The organism is Methanococcoides burtonii DSM 6242, from assembly GCF_000013725.1.
GTDB classification, from domain to species: Archaea; Halobacteriota; Methanosarcinia; order Methanosarcinales; family Methanosarcinaceae; genus Methanococcoides; species Methanococcoides burtonii.
Genome location: NC_007955.1, coordinates 2,449,717 through 2,471,634, shown reverse-complemented (window position 1 = coordinate 2,471,634; position 21,918 = coordinate 2,449,717). Strand labels below are relative to the sequence as shown.

General features: G+C 41.5%; 29 protein-coding genes. 16 read left to right on the top strand and 13 right to left on the bottom strand.

Translation table 11 applies throughout. From position 1 onward, the window contains the following. Window positions 1-8: 8 nt before the first annotated feature. The 7 genes from glmM (at window position 9) to MBUR_RS12100 (ending at window position 7,227) form a co-directional block, all read left to right on the top strand. Window positions 9-1,310 carry a phosphoglucosamine mutase gene (gene glmM / locus MBUR_RS12130; RefSeq protein ID WP_011500331.1) on the top strand — a complete coding sequence of 434 codons (1,302 nt, stop codon included), beginning with the start codon at window positions 9-11 and terminating at the stop codon, window positions 1,308-1,310. After that, window positions 1,307-2,497: a bifunctional sugar-1-phosphate nucleotidylyltransferase/acetyltransferase gene (gene glmU, locus MBUR_RS12125; protein ID WP_011500330.1), complete on the top strand. Its 1,191-nt coding sequence runs from the start codon at window positions 1,307-1,309 to the stop codon at window positions 2,495-2,497. The genes glmM and glmU overlap by 4 nt, the downstream gene beginning before the upstream one ends. Window positions 2,498-2,552: 55 nt before the next feature. Next, entirely contained in the window at window positions 2,553-3,866 is a 1,314-nt protein-coding gene (locus MBUR_RS12120; protein WP_011500329.1) for a single-stranded-DNA-specific exonuclease RecJ, read from the top strand. A 9-nt stretch (window positions 3,867-3,875) separates the two neighbouring features. Continuing rightward, the gene (locus MBUR_RS12115) at window positions 3,876-4,115 is read left to right on the top strand and encodes a KEOPS complex subunit Pcc1 (protein ID WP_011500328.1); all 240 of its coding nucleotides are present in this window, start codon (window positions 3,876-3,878) and stop codon (window positions 4,113-4,115) included. Beyond that, a complete protein-coding gene (locus MBUR_RS12110; protein ID WP_011500327.1) occupies window positions 4,112-4,666 on the top strand; it encodes a uracil-DNA glycosylase in 555 nt (184 codons plus the stop codon). The genes MBUR_RS12115 and MBUR_RS12110 overlap by 4 nt, the downstream gene beginning before the upstream one ends. A 175-nt stretch (window positions 4,667-4,841) precedes the next feature. After that, window positions 4,842-6,350, top strand: a complete 1,509-nt coding sequence (locus tag MBUR_RS12105) for a serine--tRNA ligase (RefSeq protein WP_011500326.1) — start codon at window positions 4,842-4,844, stop codon at window positions 6,348-6,350. Between the two features lie 169 nt (window positions 6,351-6,519). After that, window positions 6,520-7,227, top strand: a complete 708-nt coding sequence (locus MBUR_RS12100) for a 30S ribosomal protein S3ae (protein ID WP_011500325.1) — start codon at window positions 6,520-6,522, stop codon at window positions 7,225-7,227. An 81-nt stretch (window positions 7,228-7,308) separates the two neighbouring features. On the opposite strand, the gene MBUR_RS12095 is transcribed toward MBUR_RS12100, so the two are convergent. The 4 genes from MBUR_RS12095 to MBUR_RS12080 all read right to left on the bottom strand — a co-directional run bounded on the left by MBUR_RS12095 (window position 7,309) and on the right by MBUR_RS12080 (window position 10,516). Continuing rightward, window positions 7,309-7,641 carry a hypothetical protein gene (locus MBUR_RS12095; protein ID WP_048063422.1) on the bottom strand — a complete coding sequence of 111 codons (333 nt, stop codon included), beginning with the start codon at window positions 7,639-7,641 and terminating at the stop codon, window positions 7,309-7,311. A gap of 61 nt (window positions 7,642-7,702) precedes the next feature. After that, window positions 7,703-9,412 (bottom strand): glutamate--tRNA ligase, encoded by a 1,710-nt coding sequence (locus MBUR_RS12090; RefSeq protein WP_011500324.1) that lies wholly within the window; start codon window positions 9,410-9,412, stop codon window positions 7,703-7,705. Between the two features lie 67 nt (window positions 9,413-9,479). Then, window positions 9,480-9,779: a hypothetical protein gene (locus MBUR_RS12085; protein WP_011500323.1), complete on the bottom strand. Its 300-nt coding sequence runs from the start codon at window positions 9,777-9,779 to the stop codon at window positions 9,480-9,482. Then, window positions 9,779-10,516 (bottom strand): fumarylacetoacetate hydrolase family protein, encoded by a 738-nt coding sequence (locus MBUR_RS12080; RefSeq protein WP_011500322.1) that lies wholly within the window; start codon window positions 10,514-10,516, stop codon window positions 9,779-9,781. Before MBUR_RS12080 ends, MBUR_RS12085 begins: the two co-directional genes overlap by 1 nt. Window positions 10,517-10,668: 152 nt before the next feature. On the opposite strand from MBUR_RS12080, the gene MBUR_RS12075 reads away from it, so the two are divergent. Next, the gene (locus MBUR_RS12075; protein ID WP_011500321.1) at window positions 10,669-11,295 is read left to right on the top strand and encodes a class I SAM-dependent methyltransferase; all 627 of its coding nucleotides are present in this window, start codon (window positions 10,669-10,671) and stop codon (window positions 11,293-11,295) included. A 5-nt stretch (window positions 11,296-11,300) separates the two neighbouring features. Here the strand turns inward: MBUR_RS12075 and MBUR_RS12070 are convergent, their stop codons facing one another. The 3 genes from MBUR_RS12070 to MBUR_RS13615 form a co-directional block, all read right to left on the bottom strand. Continuing rightward, window positions 11,301-12,224 (bottom strand): mechanosensitive ion channel family protein, encoded by a 924-nt coding sequence (locus MBUR_RS12070; RefSeq protein WP_011500320.1) that lies wholly within the window; start codon window positions 12,222-12,224, stop codon window positions 11,301-11,303. 55 nt (window positions 12,225-12,279) lie between these two features. Further along, entirely contained in the window at window positions 12,280-12,696 is a 417-nt protein-coding gene (locus MBUR_RS12065) for a hypothetical protein (protein ID WP_011500319.1), read from the bottom strand. Window positions 12,697-12,974: 278 nt separating this feature from the next. Next, window positions 12,975-13,136 (bottom strand): Rieske (2Fe-2S) protein, encoded by a 162-nt coding sequence (locus MBUR_RS13615; protein WP_083754985.1) that lies wholly within the window; start codon window positions 13,134-13,136, stop codon window positions 12,975-12,977. A 177-nt stretch (window positions 13,137-13,313) separates the two neighbouring features. Between MBUR_RS13615 and msrB the strand changes: the two genes are divergently transcribed. Together msrB and msrA are read left to right on the top strand one after the other, a co-directional pair. Continuing rightward, window positions 13,314-13,742: a peptide-methionine (R)-S-oxide reductase MsrB gene (msrB, locus tag MBUR_RS12060; RefSeq protein ID WP_011500318.1), complete on the top strand. Its 429-nt coding sequence runs from the start codon at window positions 13,314-13,316 to the stop codon at window positions 13,740-13,742. A 12-nt stretch (window positions 13,743-13,754) separates the two neighbouring features. After that, the gene (gene msrA / locus MBUR_RS12055) at window positions 13,755-14,216 is read left to right on the top strand and encodes a peptide-methionine (S)-S-oxide reductase MsrA (RefSeq protein ID WP_011500317.1); all 462 of its coding nucleotides are present in this window, start codon (window positions 13,755-13,757) and stop codon (window positions 14,214-14,216) included. 75 nt (window positions 14,217-14,291) lie between these two features. Here msrA and MBUR_RS13990 read toward each other — a convergent pair whose 3' ends face one another. Further along, window positions 14,292-14,459, bottom strand: a complete 168-nt coding sequence (locus MBUR_RS13990; RefSeq protein ID WP_157196739.1) for a hypothetical protein — start codon at window positions 14,457-14,459, stop codon at window positions 14,292-14,294. 197 nt (window positions 14,460-14,656) lie between these two features. On the opposite strand from MBUR_RS13990, the gene MBUR_RS13190 reads away from it, so the two are divergent. Next, the gene (locus tag MBUR_RS13190) at window positions 14,657-14,944 is read left to right on the top strand and encodes a hypothetical protein (RefSeq protein WP_011500316.1); all 288 of its coding nucleotides are present in this window, start codon (window positions 14,657-14,659) and stop codon (window positions 14,942-14,944) included. A gap of 135 nt (window positions 14,945-15,079) precedes the next feature. Further along, window positions 15,080-15,211, top strand: coding sequence for a hypothetical protein (locus tag MBUR_RS14585; protein ID WP_269479025.1), 132 nt, complete (start codon window positions 15,080-15,082; stop codon window positions 15,209-15,211). Here MBUR_RS14585 and MBUR_RS12045 read toward each other — a convergent pair. After that, window positions 15,198-15,650, bottom strand: a complete 453-nt coding sequence (locus tag MBUR_RS12045; protein WP_048063421.1) for a hypothetical protein — start codon at window positions 15,648-15,650, stop codon at window positions 15,198-15,200. The two genes, MBUR_RS14585 and MBUR_RS12045, sit on opposite strands and share 14 nt — an antisense overlap. A gap of 140 nt (window positions 15,651-15,790) precedes the next feature. Further along, window positions 15,791-16,114 (bottom strand): DMT family transporter, encoded by a 324-nt coding sequence (locus MBUR_RS12040; RefSeq protein WP_011500314.1) that lies wholly within the window; start codon window positions 16,112-16,114, stop codon window positions 15,791-15,793. A gap of 174 nt (window positions 16,115-16,288) precedes the next feature. Between MBUR_RS12040 and MBUR_RS12035 the strand changes: the two genes are divergently transcribed. From MBUR_RS12035 to MBUR_RS12025, 3 genes are all read left to right on the top strand, one after another. Continuing rightward, a complete protein-coding gene (locus MBUR_RS12035; RefSeq protein ID WP_011500313.1) occupies window positions 16,289-16,588 on the top strand; it encodes a carboxymuconolactone decarboxylase family protein in 300 nt (99 codons plus the stop codon). A gap of 99 nt (window positions 16,589-16,687) precedes the next feature. Continuing rightward, window positions 16,688-16,918, top strand: a complete 231-nt coding sequence (locus MBUR_RS12030; RefSeq protein ID WP_011500312.1) for a ferredoxin — start codon at window positions 16,688-16,690, stop codon at window positions 16,916-16,918. A gap of 177 nt (window positions 16,919-17,095) precedes the next feature. Next, complete coding sequence (locus tag MBUR_RS12025) at window positions 17,096-18,520, top strand: ribulose-bisphosphate carboxylase (RefSeq protein ID WP_011500311.1); 1,425 nt, start codon at window positions 17,096-17,098, stop codon at window positions 18,518-18,520. Between the two features lie 195 nt (window positions 18,521-18,715). On the opposite strand, the gene MBUR_RS12020 is transcribed toward MBUR_RS12025, so the two are convergent. The 3 genes from MBUR_RS12020 to MBUR_RS13985 form a co-directional block, all read right to left on the bottom strand. Further along, complete coding sequence (locus MBUR_RS12020) at window positions 18,716-19,426, bottom strand: hypothetical protein (protein ID WP_232221910.1); 711 nt, start codon at window positions 19,424-19,426, stop codon at window positions 18,716-18,718. Window positions 19,427-19,434: 8 nt separating this feature from the next. After that, window positions 19,435-19,668, bottom strand: a complete 234-nt coding sequence (locus MBUR_RS12015; protein ID WP_048063420.1) for a hypothetical protein — start codon at window positions 19,666-19,668, stop codon at window positions 19,435-19,437. 97 nt (window positions 19,669-19,765) lie between these two features. After that, complete coding sequence (locus MBUR_RS13985; RefSeq protein ID WP_157196738.1) at window positions 19,766-19,918, bottom strand: hypothetical protein; 153 nt, start codon at window positions 19,916-19,918, stop codon at window positions 19,766-19,768. Between the two features lie 190 nt (window positions 19,919-20,108). Between MBUR_RS13985 and MBUR_RS12010 the strand changes: the two genes are divergently transcribed. Beyond that, the gene (locus tag MBUR_RS12010; RefSeq protein ID WP_011500309.1) at window positions 20,109-21,248 is read left to right on the top strand and encodes a site-specific integrase; all 1,140 of its coding nucleotides are present in this window, start codon (window positions 20,109-20,111) and stop codon (window positions 21,246-21,248) included. Window positions 21,249-21,918: the final 670 nt, after the last annotated feature.

Genomic DNA, 21,918 nt, shown 5'->3' with positions numbered 1-21,918 from the left:
GCTATTATATGAAATTATTCGGATCATCCGGAATAAGAGGAATTACCAATAAGGAAGTTACAACAGATCTTGCCCTGAAGGTAGGTCTTGCACTCGGGAAAACAAAAAGGAGTGCAGTTGTAGGCCGTGACCCGCGCATTGCAGGAGAGATGATAGAACACGCAATCATTTCCGGGCTTCTTTCAGCAGGCTGTGATGTTGTACGAATCGGAATGGTCAGTACCCCAACCCTTGCATATGCAACAAAGGACTACGATTGTGGAGTAATGATAACTGCATCCCATAATCCCGCAGAATATGTAGGAATAAAGTTATGGAACCCTGATGGGATGGCCTTTGATTCCAGCCAGCAGGAAGAGATAGAGGAATGCATAGAGAAAGAAGATTTCGAACCTGTCAATTGGGATCAAATTGGCAATGTGTCAGAAGATGCGAATGCCATCCGCCAGCACACCAACATGATATTGCAGAATGTAAAAAGGTCCTCAAAACGTGTTATCATTGACTGCGGATGCGGCGCAGGTAGCACGATAACTCCATATGTGCTCCGTAAGATGGGGTGTGAGGTCATTACCCTTAATTCCCAACCTGACGGTTACTTCCCGGCACGCAATCCCGAACCCAACGATACTAACCTTACTCTGCTCAAAATAGCCGTAAAAGAATTCGGTGCAGATATTGGCATTGCTCAGGATGGCGATGCAGACAGGATGATGGCGATCGACGAGAAGGGAGAGTTCATTACTGGCGATGAGATGCTTGCACTTTTTGCCAGACATGAATGCGACGAAGGTGCTATAATTGTAGTACCCGTGGATACCTCGATGATGGTGGACGATGCCCTGCCCGGCTCAACTGTCATTCGTACAAGGGTCGGAGATGTCTACGTTGCAGAAGAGATCAAAAGATGCAATGCCGACATTGGAGGAGAACCTTCAGGAAGCTGGATCTTCCCGAAGATATCCTATTGCCCGGATGGAATCTTCGCTTCTGCAAAGATAATGGAGCTAATAGAGAACAGAACATTATCAGAACTTAAAAAAGAATTACCACATTATCCCACATATCGCGGCACAGTGAAATGTGACAACGAAAGGAAAGCGCATGTTATGGAAGTGGTCCATTCCAAACTCGAGAAATGCGGGAAGATATCTGACATCGATGGAATACGCGTGGAAATGGATAACGGATGGGTTCTTGTGAGACCTTCAGGGACAGAACCGAAGATAAGGATCACAGCCGAAGCAAGAGAAGGTGCTGATAGATTGTTCAGCATGGCAGAGAACATTATCAAGGAGGCACTTAATTGAAAGCTGTCATACTTGCAGCGGGAGAAGGCACCCGAATGCGCCCTTTAACATCATCCATTCCAAAGGTCATGCTTCCTGTCGCCAACAAGCCCATGTTAGAGCATATCGTGGATTCTGCCATCGAAGCAGGAATTGACGGATTCGTTTTTATCACAGGATATCATGAAGAAGTCATCGAGCAATATTTTGGAAATGGCGATAGATGGAATGTTACAATTGACCATGTACATCAGGAAGAGCAACTTGGCACTGCAAACGCTATCGGATATGCAAAAGGTCATGTCAAAGAGAAGTTCATAGTCCTGAATGGCGATGTACTAGTCAGTTCCGACCACATTGAACACATGATAGAAAGGAAAGAGGATGCAGTAATAACTGTAAAACGTGTGGACAATCCATCAGATTTCGGCGTTATTGAAACTGATGGAAATAAGGTCATAAATATCATAGAAAAACCAGAGTTTCCACCAACGGACCTTGCAAATGCCGGAATTTACCTTTTCAGCGAAGCCATCTTCGACCTTATCGAACAGACGACATTATCACCAAGAGAAGAATACGAGATAACCGATTCCCTTCAGATGCTCATCAACAGTGATGCAGATGTCGGATATGAGATACTGGAAGAAGAATGGATAGATATCGGAAGACCCTGGGACATGCTGGATGCGAACGCAGTCCTTTTGAACCAAATGGAACCTTCCGTAAAAGGAGTCATTGAACCCAATGCCACCCTTATCGGGGATGTGAGTGTTGGAAGAGGAACTCTGATACGTAATGGCGCATACATTATCGGACCGGTGATCATAGGAAATGACTGTGACATAGGACCTAATTGTTTCATACGCCCTTCAACTGCCATTGGAAATGATGTGCACATCGGAAATGCCGTTGAAGTGAAAAACAGCATAATAATGGATGGTACGAATATAGGACACCTCACGTATCTGGGAGACAGTATTATAGGCAGAAAGTGTAATTTCGGTGCCGGAACTAAGGTTGCCAATCTGCGCCACGATGGTAAGAACATCAAAGTGAAAATTAAAGGCAAACTAACGGATTCGGGAAGAAGGAAACTTGGAGTCATAATGGGTGATGACGTTCACACAGGAATAAATTCCAGCATCAACGTTGGAACCGTTATGGAAAGTGGAAGCTATACCAGACCCGGAGAGGTTGTTCGATAACGCCGGATCTTTGTTGTTATTTATGTATTTAAGGTTGTACATACGGGTGATCTGATTGATAGAAATGCAAAAAATAAGCGAACTTGCAGAGCAGATAGCAGACATTATAGAAGAATACAGCCATGCACGTGTCATTTCCCATAACGATGCTGACGGAATATCATCTGCTGCTATCATCTGCCAGGCGCTCCTCAGAAAGAACATACCATATCACCTTACGATCGTAAGCAGGCTCGAAGACAGTGTTGCCGAGATGATCAATGAGACAACTAACGAAGGAGATATCGTAATCTTCTGTGACATGGGCAGCGGTCAACCAGATATCATTGGAAAGGTACTGCACGATACAATTGTCATCGACCACCATAAACCGGTCGGAGATTCCCCTGCCAAGGCCATGATAAATCCGCATATGTTCGGCATCGATGGTGCTGTCCACCTATGCGGAGCTACCACTACATATCTAGTAGCAAAGGGACTTGATCATGAAAATGTAGACCTTGCCGGTATTGCAATTGCCGGTGCAGTTGGGGATAAGCAGCTTTTTGAAACGGCGAACAAGATAATACTGGACGAGGCTGTGGAAGCTGGAGTCATTTCCATCAAGAAGGGATTGAAAGTAGGCAGTGGGGACATTGCTGATATACTGGAAAACACACCCGAGCCTTATCTTGACATCACAGGAGATCGTGAAAAGATAGACAGTTTCCTTGACATGCTCGAGATACATGGTGACATCGATTCAATGGACAGTGATAAACTGCAAAAACTGATATCGACCATTGTATTGAAGCTTACAAAAAGAGCAAGTCCTGAAGCTATCGATGCTGCTGTGGGCGATGTTTATATTCTGAACAATGAAGTTGTGAAGAACGTCTATGATCTTGTTGCCATAATGAACACTTGTGGAAAAAAGAAAGTTCCAGGACTTGCACTTGCTCTTTGCATGAGAGATGATTCAACCCTTGACGAAGCAAAGGAGATGACCACCCAGAGCCAGAAAGCAATTGTCAACGACATAAATAAAGCTGAGGGGCTATTGCAAAAGGGGAAGAGTATTTATTATCTGATAGGTGATGACCTCGAGTCCACAGGGATGATAGCAAGCACTGTCATACGATACATCCATCCCGATATGCCTTTTGTTGCCATTAATAAGGTGGAAGGTAAAGTGAAGATATCGTCAAGAGGGACAAGAGAACTTGTCAGCAAAGGGCTTGACCTTGCATATGCCATGCGAACAGCAGCCGATGCGGTTGGCGGGCAAGGTGGCGGACACAATATCGCATCCGGAGCTTCTGTAGAACCGGAAAAAATAGAGGAGTTCATTGCTCTTGTAGATGACATCGTTGCTGAACAGCTTTCCTGATGTAAAAACATGAAAATATCCACCACCATTGAGTTAATCAGTACTGATGCACCCAGCATCGCTGAAAAGGTCGCCCTTTCATTGAAGCCGGACAATCTCTCGAACATGGAGACGGAGATAAATGAAGATAAAGCTGTGATCACGATCAGGACCGAGAAGATATCATCCCTGATAGCAACCGTTGATGATCTTTTGATGAACGCAAAGATAGCTGAAGATGTTATATGTGAGATAGAGGACAAAGAATGAAAAACGAGTGGACAACACTAGAGGGTGTGGAGAAGGACATCCTTGATTGTACGGCATGCCCTCTTTCTGAAACGGTCATTAACAAGGTCGTACGCAAGGGTTCCGATGAGCCGAAAGTGCTTTTTATAGGTGAAGCTCCGGGGAAGAAAGAAGACGAAACAGGCGTGCCTTTCTGTGGTCGTGCAGGGAAGATACTGGATGAGCTTATTGAATATATGGGACTTGAAAGCTCTGATTGGGCTGTCATCAATACTATCAAGTGCAGGCCACCAAATAACCGCAATCCCAACAAAAAGGAGCTGGATTGCTGTAAACCTTTCCTGATCAGGCAGATCCAGCTGCTTGACCCGAACCTTATAGTCCTGCTTGGGAACACAGCAGAGAAAGCATATTGCAGTGGCCATAAGATGAAATGGGGAGCTGTTGAGATGCTTGAAGGCAAGAACGTGCTCAAGATATTCCACCCGGCAGCGTTGATATATACGCGGTCGAGAACGGAAGACCAGCATAGATTCCTTGATGAGAATCGCTATATCTGGGAAAATGAATGATCACATTCATTCTGGTACTCACCTGCTTTTGTTGGAAAAATTATTAAATCTAAAGCCTATTTCATAACTGTTCGTTTTAGCGAACAATCCAATTAATTAGACCACTATTTGCTAATTATCAGAGATACTATGATAGTGGTCCATTTATCACGGTCAGTTTCAAGAGGAAAAATGCATGGAACTTAAATTCAATCTTAAAGGAGCATTCAAAACCAGTACCGACCCGACCGGTGCAAAGGAAGTTATTGCCCAGTATTTTGATGAGGCAAACAACACCATCCTTAAAAAAGGAGCACCTGAAGGACAGGGAGCGAAGATCACACAATGGGATATTGTGGACGGAAGTATCGAGCTCACCATTGAATCCGGAAGGTACGTCAGGGCACACGATGCAATAATGCGCCTGAAAAAGCCACTTGCTGCCAAACTTGGAAAGGAATTCCGTATCGGCATTCGCGGTGTCGATGTCAAGAAGTTTACAATATCAATGCCTGCGGAAGGGGAAATTGGGAATATGAACATCCCTCACGTAAGCAATATATCAAAAGTAGAGGGCGGTCTTATTCTGGAACTGAATGTTGGAGAATCCGAACTTGAGAGACGTATTCCTGACAGGATACTTACCCTTATGGAAGAGAAGGTAAGGGCAAAGGATTATGGCGGCAAGGCGGAGCACTGGCAGATCCTCTGGGAAAGTGACAAGAAGGAACACACGTTCGCCGGAGATCCTACTCAGGAAATGATGAAACATGGATGGATCAAGCGGGGTGCAAGCCGTGGTCAATGGATACACGGCCCGCAGTCCACTAAGATGTTCAGGACATTTGAGAAGATAGTCTATGATGAGCTTCTTGAACCTCTGGGATACAGGGAAATGATCTTCCCGAAACTTGTCCCATGGGAGGTCTGGCAGAAATCCGGACATGCAAAGGGTGTTTACCCTGAGATATACTATGTGTGCCCTCCAAAAACAAGGGACCCTGCATACTGGGAAGAGGTATCCGACCATTACAAGGTCACACATGAAGTGCCTACCGAGCTCATCAAATCAAAGATCGGCGATCCTATAGGCGGTCTGTGTTATGCACAATGCCCACCTTTCTGGATGTATCTGCAGGGAGAGACCATACCTACCGATGAGTTCCCAATAAAGGTCTTTGACAAGTCCGGAACATCACACCGCTATGAGAGTGGCGGAATTCACGGCATAGAACGTGTGGACGAGTTCCACCGTGTCGAGATAGTATGGCTCGGTACCAAGGAACAGGTCATTGAGACAGCCAGGAAGCTGCATGAGAGATACATGCACATATTCAATGAGATACTTGACCTCGAGTGGAGAAAGGCCTGGGTAACCCCATGGTTCATGGCACAGGAAGGGCTTACAGGTCTTTCTGAGCAGGGCGAGGCAGGCACGACAGACTATGAGGCACCACTGCCATACAGAGGAGATGACGGAGAATGGCTGGAGTTCCAGAACGTCAGTATCAATGGCAATAAGTATCCATCAGGTTTCAATGTGAAATCCCAGACCGGTGAAGAACTGTGGTCTGGTTGTTCAGGTGTAGGACTTGAACGCTGGGCATCTGCGTTCTTTGCACAGAAGGGACTAGACCCCGAAAACTGGCCAGAGGAATTCAGAAAAAGAGTAGGAGAGGTACCAAAGGGAATTCGATTCCTGTGATATCACTTTCATGTACCGATTTGTTTATATATAGACGCCTACAGTATAGGCACGCTATTAATTAACCTATCAAACGGGAATTTTACCGGTCAGAATCACGAACATCACATCTTCGTTCGATCAGGGAATTGGTCGAACACATCAATAATAATTACAGAGGAGGAATTACTTGGCTAAAAAGAGAGTACAAAGGAAATTGGATAAGTGGAAATTAAAACAGTGGTATAACATCGTAGCACCAAAGTTCATTGGTAGCAACCACATCGGTTTAACTCCAACTGACGATCCGGAAAGTCTTATTGGTCGTATTGTAGAAACCACCGTTGGCGAGCTTACCAACGATTTCTCGAAACACAACATAAAACTTAAGTTGGAGATCGACAACGTCACAGGCGATGTTGCAAACACAAGGTTCATCGGTCACGAGATCACAACCGACTACCTCCGTTCCATTGTAAAACGCCAGACCTCCAGGATCGACACTAACCTTAATGTCAAGACAAAGGATGGCTACAAGATCAGGGTTAAGCCTATATGCTTCACCGTAAAGAGAGCAAGGACAAGCCAGATCAAGGCACTCAGGGACATCATGACCGAAACAACAGCAAAACGCGCATCTGAACTCGACTTTGAGCAGTTTGTCGAAGAGGCTATTGTCGGTAAACTTTCCGCAAACATCTACAGGAAAGCAAAGTCCATTTATCCACTCAGAAGAGTAGAGATCAGGAAGACCGAAGTTCAGGTAGTTCCTCCACACCGCATGGCAGTCGCATCTATTACACCTGTTGAACCAGTTGTAACTGAAGCACCTGTTGAAGAAGTTGTGGCTGAAACACCTGTTGAAGAAGTTGCACCTGAAAAACCTACTGAAGAGTGATCTTTAAAATACATATGGTGGCCTTTCGGTCACCGCTTTAAACTTTTTTGACTTCTTACAACTTATTTCAATTCGGACACATCAGATCAATAGAATGATGATCCCGAAAATACATCCGAAAACTGCTGTAGCGTAAGCTTTTTTCAGGAAAGAAAATAACATTTGACGCTTTTCTAGCTTTTCCATAATAACATTCTGGAATTTCATAATTGAAATGATAACTGAAAATATTAAGACCTTTATCCCAAGTGTAAACGTCGTTGATCCTGCAACCGTTTCCAGACATAAGAGCTGTTGCTCAAAATGTGATCCTAAAATAGAAACAAAAAGAAGGAACCAGCCAATAATACCAAAAATGAATGCAGCGACCCTAAGCTTTACACCATAATACCTTTTCCACTTACTCCAATCCATATTACCACTCAAAATTAAAACAAGAGACCGGAAATACCGGTCTCGTTCATACACTTTGAACTTACTTGTGGGTGAAATAAGCGACAACGCCATCATCCACAGAATCGATACGGCAGAAGCCAAATCTTTCGAACTGGACAACATTGTCAAGTTCATCCACGATCTGCTTTTCACCCATACCGATAAATTCACCTTGTGGCGCAAGTACTTTCACAGGAATACCGTCTTCAGGCACCCAGTGGATTATACGCATCTTGTTGCTCTTTGCATCTTCCATTGAATCGCCGATACATTTACATTTCAACGGTGATACAGAAGTTATCTCGATATTATACAGGTATTTCATACGCAACATATCGCCCAATTCAGCAGACTCGACGTCACTCTTGCAGACCAGCAACTTTGAACCGATATCGATGCAACGTACTCCCCTATCCTCAGAAGGATGAAGAGATGGGTTCACAGTACAACATACCGCATCCTCGACCTCAAGCTCCACAGGATCCCACACAAAGAAGTACCTATTAGCAATAGTGTCGATGATCTTTCTGTTCTCCGCATAGAGAGTGTCCATGCTGAGACTGACATCAGTCTCGCCAACGCCCATATCGATCATGAACTTACGAATAGCTTCAGGCTTGATACCCCTTCTTCTAAGAGCACGAAGTGTAGGCAATCTTGGATCATCCCAGCCGGAATATTCGCCATCCTCGATGGACTGGCGCAAACCACTTGTGCTGAACTTACCGAACTCATGCATTTTCACACGACCCCAGTGAGTTGTCTTTGGATATTCCCAGCCCAGATAATTATAGATATAGCCCTGACGTTTTTCACTGTCCATCAGGTCCTTACCACGGATAATATGGGTCATACCAAGCACATGGTCCTCAATTGCACCCTCGAAATCAAGTAATGGCCATACGACATATTTATCGTCAACTTCAGGACGAGGATGAGCTGTCTTCACTATCCTGAAAGCACCAAAATCACGCATAGCAGGATCCTTATGTTCGATATCGGTCTTTATCCTCACGACCGCAGCCTTCTCCTCATATTCGCCTGCAAGCATCTTGTCCCAGTGCTCAAGATTCACTTCAGGTGCATGGCCCCTATGAGGACATGGTTCCTTAGCATCCTTGAACTTCTTGAAATCACCACCCTCACAGAAACACACGTAAGCGTGACCCATCTCGAGGAGCTGTCTCGCATAGTCATAATAGACCTCCATATTATCAGAAGCAATGACTACCTCGTCCGGTTTTGCATCAAGCCACTCGCAATCCTCGAGGTACCAGTCATATGCTTCAAGCATAGGGCGCTTGGTCTGAGGATCAGTATCATCGAATCTAATGATGAACTTGCCACCATACCTCTTGACATATTCCGAATTCACAACGATACCACGGGTACTACCAAGAGTTGGTGGCCCATTAGGATTCGGTGCAAACCTCATTACAACACTCTCACCCTCCTTGACATCCAGAGGCTTAAGCCCTTTATCAGGCTCCTTTTTCGTGTTCAGTTCCTCAATAAGTTCAGGCGCTATCACCTCAAGTCTTGCCTGCCATTCTTCAGGCACCTCTTTCATGACCTCATCAAGGACATGCTGAATAACAGGACCAACCTCTTTTGAAAGAGGACGAAGATGAGGACATAAACCCATGACCTTTCCCATAACAGCTCCAAGTTGAGGTGCTTTTCCATATTTAACAGCGTTTTGAAGCGCAAATTTCTCAATCGTAATCTTATCTTCATCACTTAAGGTCATCTAAATACCCTCATAGGATCAAATTAATTGTAGAACATAATAAATTATAATTAAAAACAAAGAGATATCAGAATTTATCCCCAATATGCCTTATCTGCGTTATTTTCTCCAGAATATTGCCTATATTACCTTCAAATTTCCCGATAAACTCTTCTGCAAGATCTCCGGCAGTAGCACCATGAGATGATGGCTTTATGAGATGTTCCTGCTCAAGGACACGCAAAGAATATCTGACCTTATGCGTAGGCATCCCCGTCTCTTCAGCAAGTTTCAATATACCTATAGGCCCATTCTCAATGACCTTTTTAAGAACGAGCAAATGCCGTTCAGTAAGCTCAAGTTCTCTGTTGATCTGATCAAATAGCATTATATCACCTCATTCGCCAAAGTGCCTATACCTTCGACCTCTACTTCGACAACGTCCCCGCGCAGTAATTCCCCCACACCAGGAGGAGTACCGGTAGAAATAACGTCACCTACCTCTAATGTCATTATATCCGATATAAACTCTATCAGATGTGGTATATCAAATATGAGGTTCGAAGTACTGGAATCCTGCCGTACTTCGCCATTCACCCTGCATTTAATAGAAACATCACTGGGATCAAAGTCCCCTTCCGGAACAATGAACGGACCCAGAGGAGCAAAAGTATCAAAGCTCTTTGCACGTGTCCACTGCCCATCTTTCTGCTGCAGGTCCCGAGCAGTCACATCATTAAAGCATGTATACCCCGCAATGACATCACCTGCATCCTCGTAATCGATGTTTCTGCACCTCTTCCCAATAACGACTGCAAGCTCCGCTTCATAGTCCACACGCTGGCTCATTGCAGGATAAACTATTTTATCACCAGACCCTATGACCGAAGAAGGTGGCTTCATGAATATGACAGGCTCGACAGGAACATCCATGCCAAGTTCGACAGCATGGTCAATATAATTCAGACCAATGCAAACTATCTTAGAAGGTTTAGCAGGTGGAAGCAAAGCAAGCTCGGACATCTCAAAAGTTCCGCCATCGTGAGATAGGGAAGTCACAAGATTCCCATCAATGCTCAGTTCACCGTAGAAAATATACTCATCGTGTTTGAATCGACCCATCATAATTGCACATTCTCTGTTCTAATTGTACTAAAGAACAGAATTGTAGTATAAAATATTTATCAGCCAATGCCTTACAAAAATATTATGATTTGTCTGGTTCCCATAGATCATCATAACAAATTTATAATCAATATATACATATATTCCATAAGATGAGAAAAAAGGGGAACGAATTTGGGTTACTCTATGGCGGAAGGAACTATGATATTTTTGCCACATTGTTGGGATTTGGACATTCATACTACGAAAAAGCAGCAGGTGAACTACCTCTTGAAAAAGGAATGAAGGTACTCGACCTTGGGTGTGGTACAGCATCCCTTGATATAGAGATAGAGAAAAAGGCAGAGCACACCTGTAAAGTGTATGGAATTGACCTTTCCGACACACAACTGAAATATGCTCATTCAAAAACAAAGGGAATGGAAGAGGAGATATCGCTCTACAAAGGAACGATGGATGAACTCCCTTTCAAGAATGATGCTTTCGACATAGTGGTAACAAGCGTAGCATTCTGCGAAACCGATGAGGAAGTCAGAAGAGGCTCCATAAAAGAAACCTCAAGGGTACTAAGAAATGGAGGATATTTTGTCCTTATCGACTGTGCCCGACCAAGAATGGCACTCACCAGTGCAATGTTGCTGCCATTCTTCATGCTCAAAACAAATGAAGATAACTGGAACAATACATATGTTGAAATATGTAAAAATAACGGCCTTATGCTGGATAAGGAAACCTATCTGAAATCCTACATACGCTGCCAGCTATTCAAAAAAGAATAAGGGATTTAAGCCGCAGGTTCTTCACGAGACCTTTCAAAGTCTCCCTTATGTGACTGTTCAATATCTTTCTTATATACAATCGTCCTGTAAGGGAACGGAATTTCAATACCTTCAGCATCAAACCTCTTTTTGATGGCTTCCTTCAGATCACAACCCGTAGTAAAGCACACCGAACGATCCCGGACCCATACATAAAGCCTGAGATTTACTGCAAAATCTCCCAGTTCGGTCAAAAGAACAGAGACCTCCTCCCCCTTTTTTTCATGAGAATTATGTTTTTGGAGATTTTCGTATGACATTACATTTTTGTGTTTACTGGCCTCATCTATCATGATCCTTCTTGCAAGATCAATATTGGAATCATAACTAATACCGATATCAACTGTCCAGTTGACCGTCGGATCATCGATGGACCAGTTGATGATGGCTTCATCACTGATTACGTGATTGGGAATGTTCAAACGCCTGTTATCCCAGGTCCTGATCTTAGTGTAACCAAGAGTTATGTCAGTGACCCTGCCATATTCACCATGAATTGTCAACAGATCACCTACGCGGAAAGGTCTGAAAGTCGCAAGAGCAACACCCGCAATGATATTCGAGAGAGTGTTCTGAGCAGCCATACCAACGACAATTCCCGCAAATCCAGCACCCGCAAAAAGGGCTATGGACAGGTCACGAAGACTTTCAAAATGAAAAATGATAACAAGTAAACCGGCAAAATAGACCACTGCTACTATAATGCGGCGTACAAGTCCGTAAGTGGTCTCATCGATGTTCATTTTCTTGCTTGCCAGCACAAAATATGCCTTTAGCAGCCGGTCAGTCAACCTGGCTGTAAAAAATGTCAATATGACGACAAAGAAAGCAAAAAAAATAACCGCAACATCCCCCGAAAGCCATGAGGGGATAACGTCCAGAATTTCCATAGCCAATTATTAATGCAGAACTAATATAGATATTTAGTCATTCAAGAATATGCAATTAGATCAGACCATAAAGATAAACAAGACTGAAAAGCACAGTTACACCCAGAATAAGAACACTGATGGTAAAGACAATGAACACCCTCTGCAACCTTGACTCTTTTTCTGTCAGTGGGCGAATGTTCTTTACATGTTTTTTCTCAAGCACGTAACCTATCATAGTACCAAAGCCCATCCCAAGTGCCGGACCAATAGCAATGCCTATAGCAACATTTCCTAAAGCTATTCCGATGGAAATACCAAGAGGCATCCCAAGCAAAAGACCAAAAGCTATACCCATGCCAAACCAATAGCCTTTCGGATACATGCCACCATTTGCTGTGTCAGCTACTCGTTTCTTTACAACATTAGCTAAGAAGATACTAAGTACACATAAAACAAAAGCAAGGAATACTGCGGCTAAAAAAAGGCTCATATGTTAAGGAGTGCAGGAACTTTATTTAAATATTTGCAGTAAATCGAGTTCAACAATTTCAGCAACACACCAAAAATCGCACCGATCAATAAAAGACAGCAGGATCAGATATCCACGTAGATCATACCGCCTTCAACTTTTGTAGCATAAGATATCTGGTCATTACATTTGCCGGAAAATGCCTGCACAAAAAACCCGCTTTTTTTTGATCTTACCCGATGTCACATCATATTCGCACTTGTGACGAGGGCAGATCACTGTGCTATCCTTAAAGCTTACTATCCACAAGTTTTACCACCCATGTGATTACAGATAGCATCGATGGCATAGAACTTGCCACCATGATTTACTACCAGAATCTTATTGTCACCTGAATCGAAACTGCGCATTTCCCCATCCGGCACATCATCTGAACTGCATAGCTCTGTATATCCGGTCATTTAAATTACCCCATAGGGTATTGGACACGTTTGCATAAAAATATTAGTGTTCCATAGGTTCCGATCGAAATAGGACATTCAAATGAAATAAATATAAAACCCAAGAATTACAACCGAAATTATTTAAGTGTGTATTAATAACTTTTATATGGGAGCTTTTGTAAGGAGGTTGTGGGATTGAAACAAAAAATTAACCGTTCTGAAGAAGAATGGAAAAAATTACTGACGCCTGAACAGTATGCCATCCTAAGGGAAAAGAAGACCGAAATACCATTCACAGGCGAGCTGTTACGCAACGATAGACCCGGCGTATATAGCTGTGGAGCTTGTGGCCAGGAGATATTCAGTTCGAAGAATAAATTTGACTCCAGCTCAGGTTGGCCAAGTTTCTATGAAGTGATCTCCAATGATCGTGTGGAACTAGTTATCGACGATAGCTATTTTATGAAAAGGATTGAGATCCAATGTTCAAACTGTGGAAGCCATCTTGGACATGTTTTCGATGACGGACCTCAATCTACCGGAAAAAGATATTGTATAAATTCGGCATCATTGGGTTTTACAGAAGGTTCAGAGAAGGAAAAGGAAAAAAAGAACGATAAATGAGAGGAATCGACAATGGAAAGAGCAACATTTGCAGCAGGATGCTTTTGGGGTGTTGAAGCTGCATTCAGCAAAGTCGAAGGTGTGATCTCAACAAAAGTAGGATACACTGGCGGCACATTGAAAGACCCGACTTATAAGGATGTTTCCACGGGATCGACCGGACACGCTGAATCCATAGACATCATTTTTGATGAATCGGTCATCACATACGGGGAACTGCTAGAAGTATTATGGAACACACATGACCCTACGACAAAGGACAGTCAGGGACCTGACCATGGATCACAGTACAGATCAGCCATATTTTACCATGACGATGCTCAAAGGGAAGCTGCACTCAGATCCAGGGAACAACTGGAGCGTTCAGGAAAGTATGATAGTACCATTAAGACAGAGATAGTAAAAGCATCTGAATTCTCTCCTGCAGAAGACTATCATCAGAAGTATTTCCAAAAACTTCAGTTCAAACGATGATACAAAAAATAAGACGAAAATAAGGAAAAGCAAGACAAATATGGGAGTTTACCGGTAATTCCGACATTCCCCCATTTAAAGGAGGCTGCTATAAGATGAAACCCTCATGAGGACCATAAGTGCAATGGACCCGGCCACTGTAGCAAAGAACAATCCGTTGCCATCAATGTTTAAGCCGCCGGTTCTCCATTCAAAAAGCTTCTCTTCTTCTTCCATCATAGAACCTGTGTAATATGTGTCCATATATGTATTCCTCCTTGTTGGTGTAGTGCAATTTGTCACGATTAATGATTGCACATATCTATAACGATTAATCGTTTATAAGGTTTTCGACAAATGTTACCAAAGGGGATATAGAAACCCAAACGAATTGATATATGGACGAATTTACTCTAATGCTGGTATTGGAAAAAATCCGATCATCCAAAGGAGTGCTTTAAATGAATAATAAGATATTGAACCAAACATCTTGCTGTGACAGGAATTCGAAAAGTGATGACTGTTGCTGCGATTCGAGCAACAACAATTGTTGTGTGACTGATACTATAACTATAGATACTTGCAAAGAGAAGACCGCGTGCCCGATTTGTGGATATAGCAGTGAACAGGTTGGATCAATTACTGTAAAGCATCTTGTGAAAAAAGAAAAGATGGAAGATAATATTGATGAAAATCATCTGCTCTGCATGAATGAAGAATGTGAAGTTGCATATTTCACGGAAACATGAGCAAAATTCAAAACCAATTATCTGAAAGTACCGATTTGGTTCAAAAAGGGTGCTGATCCAAAGTATGCGTGCTATTGCAATGAGATAACTGAAGAACAGGTCATTAAAACCGTTGTTAACGCCGGTACCGATAATATGAAAGATGTCATGACAGACATCAAAAGGGAAGTAAGGTCACAATGCAAGATCAAGAACCCACTTGGCAAATGCTGTACACAAGCTTTTAATGAAGCAATAAGGAAAGGATTGAAGATCAGGAACATTTGAGAGTGTGATATGGGAAAAGGCAGATCGCAAAAAAGAAAAGCGATATCATAAGATAGCATGAGATAGCATGAGATATCAAATAGACAGCAATTCCCATCATCAGGGTCAAAGTCCAGCATACTGTTACAATATCCATATGGAATTTCTTTTTGAACCTCCATCTGTTGGTCACAAAAAGAATTATGAAGATCAGAACTATTGAGCCGAGAAGCCGGTGCATACCAAGTATGATTCCATATTCAGGAAGTCTAAAGCCCAGACTGATAGAATAGAACATATACAATATCGTAGGGACCATTACATATACCGCAAGAGAAGACGCCCTCCCATGCTCTTTGAGACCTTCTTTCCTTAGATTTATCGCATACAGAAGCATTACAAAAGCTATCACTTGAAGAGTCAGTGACAGATCAGCAAGTACCGAGATCACAGATATCAATAGATTACCCCCAATTATTTATTATATCGTAATTGGGAGTAGAAAATATTTAGCTGTTGCTACAGGTCACTTCTTTCCAGAATTATATATATCTGGCATGATCAATATATGAAAATGGTCATAAGTAGATTCCTAGTGTATCATGCCAGCTTGTCACTGAGATTTAATCCAAGAACACCGGCCATGACGATGAATATGGAAACCATCTTTATGGTAGTGGCAGGCTCTTTGAAATAATATACACCTATCAAGGTCATGGATGCTGTCCCCACCCCGGACCAGATGGCATAGGCAAGGCTTACATCAATGTTCTTCAAGGCGAATGGGAAAATACTGAAACTTATACCATAGAACACGAATATCATCAGAGATGCCGAAATGTTCGAATAGCCATCGGATATTTTCATGCAGACGGTACCACATATCTCAAAAAATATGGATATTGCCAGAAGTGAATAGCTCATATTAATTCCCCGGATCACAAGATATAACATGTATTTATGGAAGTTATTTACAGATAAACATAATGACCATGAAAAGATATATTGTTCTTGACCTGAGCAACGATAAATGAATGGTATGGAATCATCATAAATAGTTAGCTCTCAATAAATGACACACATAAGGAGATAATAAAAATGCCAGAAGACCCACTTCAGATAATAGCAGATAATGACCCGGAATTCGTCAAGCTTTTGGATGAAAACCTTCATAACGCATTCCCGGAAAATGGAATCCCTTACAAGTACAAGCTCCTGATGGCATTGTCCCTCGATGCATCAAAGGGTGCTGTTAACGGAGTGCGTTCCCTTGCATTGCAGGCATTGGATGCCGGTGCTACAAAGGAAGAGATCATGCAGACCATCAGGATCACACAGTACATCTGCGGAATTGGCAGTGTTTACGTAGCTGCTAATGCCCTTCAGGATGTTCTCTAAATTATAATAAATTACTGCACATATTTTTTCTGTAAATTTATAAAGACCCAGCTTTACAAATTTAAAGAGGATTATATATCGATTTCGGGGGACTTATATGTGGCAGATGTAAAAAATAAAGTAGCTGAAAATATAGAAGGAGTTTTTTATGTCGAGAATGAGTTTATCACTTGTCAGAAATGTATAGATGAAGCTCCAAATAATTTCAAGATGAATGACAACGGTTCGAGTGTTTTTGTATTCAAGCAGCCGGAAAATGATACTGAAAAAAAGAATTGCGAAGAAGTCATGGACTCCTGTTCTGCAGAAGCGATCGGAAATGACGGATAAGTGTAGAACTAATTATTAAAGCATCTTTTTTTCTTTTTCGTCATTCTTTTTTAGAACAGTCGTTTGCAGATCATAGAATACCACTACTCACAAAAACACTTATAGCGAATAGTATTTCCTTTTTCCTCCCATGACGTATTCAAAAAACTCAAATAGATTGCAAACTATTATTTCTATATGAGTTTAATCTATGAGGACCTGGTAAAATCGCTCGATTCAAAACAACAGGCATATGTGGATCTGAAATTACCAGATCCGACCAATGGGGAATTCCTTCTCGCAGTATTTCACATGATACCGGGAGGAGATCTTAACGTACTGCAAGCGGCTGCAGAGATCGCTGCAGAATCATCAACCGGTACGAATATCAAAGTAAGTACTGAGACTGCATTTTCCAGAACCATGAACGCTCGGGTGTATCAGCTTGATCTGGAGAGAGAGCTGGTATGGATAGCTTATCCGTGGAGGCTTTTTGACAGGGGAGGAAATGTCCAGAATATACTGACCTACATTATCGGCAATATCCTTGGAATGAAAGAGATCCAGGCATTGAAGCTAATGGATATATGGTTCCCGCCATCCATGCTGGAACAGTATGACGGTCCAAGCTATACTGTGGATGATATGCGAAAGTACCTTGATGTTTATGACAGACCAATCCTCGGAACCATAGTCAAGCCAAAGATGGGACTTACCTCAGCGGAATATGCGGAAGTATGTTATGATTTCTGGGTAGGTGGAGGAGATTTTGTCAAGAATGACGAGCCTCAGGCAAATCAGGATTTCTGCCCGTATGAGAAGATGGTCGCACATGTGAAAGAGGCCATGGACAAGGCTGTGAAAGAAACCGGTCAGAAGAAGGTTCACTCGTTCAATGTTTCAGCCGCTGATTTCGATACCATGATCGAAAGGTGCGAAATGATCACAAATGCAGGATTCGAGCCCGGAAGCTATGCATTCCTTATAGATGGCATCACAGCCGGATGGATGGCGGTCCAAACACTCAGAAGACGATATCCCGATGTGTTCCTGCACTTCCACAGGGCTGCACATGGTGCTTTTACAAGACAGGAGAACCCCATCGGGTTTTCAGTTCTGGTACTGTCAAAGTTCGCACGCCTTGCCGGTGCTTCAGGGATACACACCGGAACAGCCGGTATTGGTAAGATGAAAGGTACACCTGCAGAAGATGTTGTTGCCGCCCACAGCATCCAGTATTTGAAGTCACCGGGACACTTCTTTGAGCAGACATGGTCAAAGATAATGGATACCGACAAGGATGTCATCAACCTTGTTAATGAGGACCTTGCCCACCATGTCATTCTCGAAGATGATAGCTGGAGAGCCATGAAGAAGTGCTGCCCAATCGTTTCCGGCGGTCTTAACCCTGTGAAACTGAAACCCTTCATCGATGTAATGGAGAATGTAGATTTCATCACGACCATGGGTTCAGGCGTACACTCCCACCCAGGAGGCACCCAGTCAGGTGCAAAGGCACTGGTTCAGGCATGTGATGCATACCTTCAGGGAATGGACATTGAGGAGTATGCCAAGGACCATAAGGAACTGGCAGAAGCGATCGAGTTCTATTTGAATAGATAATTGTACGGAAAGGGTCTCTACACGGATATATAAGCCTGTAGAGATGAATACTTTTTTAATTTAGAAATTTAAGAATCTAACATTCTCATTAATAATAGTGATAAGAAACAAAACCATAGATTTGAAAGACTGGTAAATCGGCTCCATAGAAATCCTCAGTTTTGTTTTAATTGAAGTCAAATATTGATATAAACATCACTTATTCAATTTCGAAAGTACAAACTCATTAAACCAATCTGAAGTAAGATAATCCACCAATAGATCTAATGAACCATCTGGATTTTTTTTAGCTATTAATTCCATTTCTTCAGAATTGTCAAAAATGTATGCCCTACGACAGTGCTTTAAAGCTTCAAATAAATTATTGTTGGTCTTTGTGTACCGATCATAGATCTTTTCACGGGGAACATCGTGACCACCCATTTGCACTCGTTGTGCTACACGAACACAATTAATTTCAGGGTCGTTTGTACTTACAAAATACAGATAGACATCCCAACCAAGTTCTTTTGCATCCTTGAGAAAATCTATTTTTGATGGATGGGATAAAACAGTTTCAAACGAAAACAAACGTTCATTTGTTTTTATGAGACAATGCCTAAGATAATCCGATAACATTGCACCCATGTATGAACTTTTTTGATTTATGTAAAAACAGTTGTCTTTAATTTTAAGATATTCAATGGTAATGCCAAGTTTTTCATAAAAATGATATTGGAGTACGAAATCTCGAAAATCACTCTCATCAACTTTTACTCCGAAGTTATCAAAATTAAGAACATCCAATAAATTAAGGTCGTCAGGATTAACATGACGATTAGGATCGATCAGCTCATCCCTTTTTTCAATAAATTCACTAACAATTGCAGTTTTACCTGATCCATTTGGTCCTGCAAATACCCTCATACGTTGTTTCATATGTAGTATCGTTTTTTGTTTAGTGTCACAGGAATATTTTCAATTCTCTTGATGACATCAGTACTTCCATCTGGATGCAACATGACAATGTTTTCACCCTGTTGTCTTGCTACTGATATCCCATGACTAAATGCATTTTGTTTCGCACTAGAGGATGCTGCCCTCGCGATTCTCACGATATTATCAACTTCCCGCGTCCTGCGGTTCTTTTTATTGATCGATAGTCGCATTATTGATTCCTCCGTCTAGCTAATTGGTCATGTATAATCATCATACACAATCGTTACATATATACATTTGTGTATTAATCCATATTTTCACTATAGATTAAATCGCATCTATTGAAGCAACTAAATTATATTTGTGAACAATCTTACCTTTCTTTGATAGGTACCAATACATTACAAAAGTCAGTAGGGAATCTACTGCGATTCCTGCCAGTGTCGCTATGTCCGAGCTATCAGGAAGATTCGAGCTCATAACAATAGATTTAATTTTAGAATTCATATTGAATGTAACATAAATATTCAAATGTGATTTTGCTACAAATATTTAAAAAAGCTAGTGCGGGAGGTGCGATTCGAACGCACGAACTCCTACGAGACAGGGTCCTAAGCCCTACATACAGGGCCACGTAATATTTATAAGTGTATAAAGCATGTTATGAAGTATGAAATATGCACCTGAATTTGATGAAACAAACAAAGAAGTGCTAGAAGACTATGCAAGAAGCCTTGGACTTAACAACTTCAAAGAAACTACCATCAATACAAAGCTATGGAAAGTTTACACATTCCTTAAACACCACGATAACAAAAAAATCAATGAAATCACAAAAAAAGACATTGAGAGCTATATACTTTTTCGAAGAAAAAACAATAAGCCAAAAACAGTCCATAATGATATTGTCGATCTGAGACTCTTTTTCAAGTGGTTAAAGCCAGATAACACTTTTTTTGAAGACATCAAGACCCGTACTCCAAAGAACCACTTACCCACTAAAGAGATAATTGTACCAGCAGATGTGAAGAAACTTATTCCCGCATGTAAAACTCAGCGCGACAGAGCAATTATAATGACATTATGGGATAGTGCCGCAAGAGCTACTGAAGTACTGAACCTGAACATTGGACATGTGGAGATTGACAAATATGGAGCTGTGATAGTTGTTGAAGGTAAGACTGGAATGAGAAGAATTCGACTCATTGAAGCAGTGCCTGACCTCCAAGCATGGATAAACCAACATCCATACAAAAATAATCCAGAATCACCTTTGTTTGTCACTTTCAGAAACACTGGAAATGAACCAAAAAGGCTCGATATTCGTACAGTTCAGAATACACTCAAAAAGGTTGCTGAAGATGCAGGAATCAAGAAAAACATACATCCACATGCATTCAGACATGGAAAACTTACTGATCTCGTTAAACGTGGTTTCAAAGAAACTGAGCTGAGAATCATCGCTGGTTGGGAAGCAGACTCAAAAATGCCTGCCACATACATCCATCTATCTGGAGATGATGTTGAAAAGAAACTGCTGGCTTCTTACGGTATAATAGAAGATGAGATCAAAAAAGAAAAACTTGAACTCAAACCAATTGAATGTCCGCGTTGTAAAACCCTTAACCCACATGATTCCAAGTATTGCAGTAGCTGTTCAATGGTGCTTGATATAAAAACAGCAGTTAAACTTGATACTGAAATAAAAACAACCGATGGAAAACTTACACAACTTATGGAATCCAAGATTGATGAATTGGTGGAAGCTAGAATAAACGAAATATTAAAAGGAATTAGCCTTGGACAATAATTAATATTAAAATGATTATCGATATTCAATTTATTTGGAGTTTATCTTTTACTTGCTGCATATAACTATGTGCCTTCGTAAGGTCTTTACTAATACCACTGTGAAAAATACTCATTATTATCCATAATATAAGCTAATGATTTGTCTTGCTTCTATAATTGTAAGGGGTTTGGAAGTATGATAGATAGAAGCAAAGGATGATCAACATCAATATACATAATATATGATTATATTAGGATTGAAAAAATTTCAGAGAGATTGTCAACGAGATTTTCAAGATGCTTGTACTCTTCTTCCAATCTGATATGAAATACTAAGTATCTTTTTTCGTCATGACATTTTTACTGCAAACTGTGCCGTTATGTAATATTCTATACTACAAACATTACACAATTTAATAGTTCAGAAGTTGTAGGGCAGGATAACGGCATCGGACTTAAAATCCGATTTCAAAGGAAGTTGTGGTTTCGAATCCCACCCCCTGCACCAACATACGGGGATATATACAACACTGAAAAAGTGTACGCTAGATTTTTGTAAAGTTGGATATTTCTATAAAATAAATTGTTTCAATGGTTAGCTGGAATTTTTGTTAAAACAATTTTCATCTGAATCTCAGATTAGCAACACTTTTAGTAATTTTGTTTCCAAAAAAAGTATTAATACTTTG

Excerpts from the sequence above, each read along its gene's own strand:
- MBUR_RS12070 (WP_011500320.1), bottom strand. The coding sequence starts at position 12,224 with ATGGAAATTCTGGACGTTATCCCCTCATGGCTTTCGGGGGATGTTGCG.
- MBUR_RS12010 (WP_011500309.1), top strand. The coding sequence starts at position 20,109 with ATGAAATATGCACCTGAATTTGATGAAACAAACAAAGAAGTGCTAGAA.
- MBUR_RS12105 (WP_011500326.1), top strand. The coding sequence starts at position 4,842 with ATGGAACTTAAATTCAATCTTAAAGGAGCATTCAAAACCAGTACCGAC.
- MBUR_RS13615 (WP_083754985.1), bottom strand. The coding sequence starts at position 13,136 with ATGACCGGATATACAGAGCTATGCAGTTCAGATGATGTGCCGGATGGG.
- MBUR_RS12085 (WP_011500323.1), bottom strand. The coding sequence starts at position 9,779 with ATGCTATTTGATCAGATCAACAGAGAACTTGAGCTTACTGAACGGCAT.
- MBUR_RS12090 (WP_011500324.1), bottom strand. The coding sequence starts at position 9,412 with ATGACCTTAAGTGATGAAGATAAGATTACGATTGAGAAATTTGCGCTT.
- MBUR_RS13190 (WP_011500316.1), top strand. The coding sequence starts at position 14,657 with ATGAATAATAAGATATTGAACCAAACATCTTGCTGTGACAGGAATTCG.
- glmM (WP_011500331.1), top strand. The coding sequence starts at position 9 with ATGAAATTATTCGGATCATCCGGAATAAGAGGAATTACCAATAAGGAA.
- MBUR_RS14585 (WP_269479025.1), top strand. The coding sequence starts at position 15,080 with ATGAAAGATGTCATGACAGACATCAAAAGGGAAGTAAGGTCACAATGC.
- MBUR_RS12025 (WP_011500311.1), top strand. The coding sequence starts at position 17,096 with ATGAGTTTAATCTATGAGGACCTGGTAAAATCGCTCGATTCAAAACAA.
- MBUR_RS12110 (WP_011500327.1), top strand. The coding sequence starts at position 4,112 with ATGAAAAACGAGTGGACAACACTAGAGGGTGTGGAGAAGGACATCCTT.
- MBUR_RS12040 (WP_011500314.1), bottom strand. The coding sequence starts at position 16,114 with ATGAGCTATTCACTTCTGGCAATATCCATATTTTTTGAGATATGTGGT.
- MBUR_RS12075 (WP_011500321.1), top strand. The coding sequence starts at position 10,669 with ATGAGAAAAAAGGGGAACGAATTTGGGTTACTCTATGGCGGAAGGAAC.
- MBUR_RS12095 (WP_048063422.1), bottom strand. The coding sequence starts at position 7,641 with ATGGATTGGAGTAAGTGGAAAAGGTATTATGGTGTAAAGCTTAGGGTC.
- MBUR_RS12065 (WP_011500319.1), bottom strand. The coding sequence starts at position 12,696 with ATGAGCCTTTTTTTAGCCGCAGTATTCCTTGCTTTTGTTTTATGTGTA.
- MBUR_RS13985 (WP_157196738.1), bottom strand. The coding sequence starts at position 19,918 with ATGAGCTCGAATCTTCCTGATAGCTCGGACATAGCGACACTGGCAGGA.
- MBUR_RS12115 (WP_011500328.1), top strand. The coding sequence starts at position 3,876 with ATGAAAATATCCACCACCATTGAGTTAATCAGTACTGATGCACCCAGC.
- MBUR_RS12020 (WP_232221910.1), bottom strand. The coding sequence starts at position 19,426 with ATGAGGGTATTTGCAGGACCAAATGGATCAGGTAAAACTGCAATTGTT.
- MBUR_RS13990 (WP_157196739.1), bottom strand. The coding sequence starts at position 14,459 with ATGGACACATATTACACAGGTTCTATGATGGAAGAAGAAGAGAAGCTT.
- MBUR_RS12035 (WP_011500313.1), top strand. The coding sequence starts at position 16,289 with ATGCCAGAAGACCCACTTCAGATAATAGCAGATAATGACCCGGAATTC.
- MBUR_RS12015 (WP_048063420.1), bottom strand. The coding sequence starts at position 19,668 with ATGCGACTATCGATCAATAAAAAGAACCGCAGGACGCGGGAAGTTGAT.
- MBUR_RS12080 (WP_011500322.1), bottom strand. The coding sequence starts at position 10,516 with ATGATGGGTCGATTCAAACACGATGAGTATATTTTCTACGGTGAACTG.
- msrA (WP_011500317.1), top strand. The coding sequence starts at position 13,755 with ATGGAAAGAGCAACATTTGCAGCAGGATGCTTTTGGGGTGTTGAAGCT.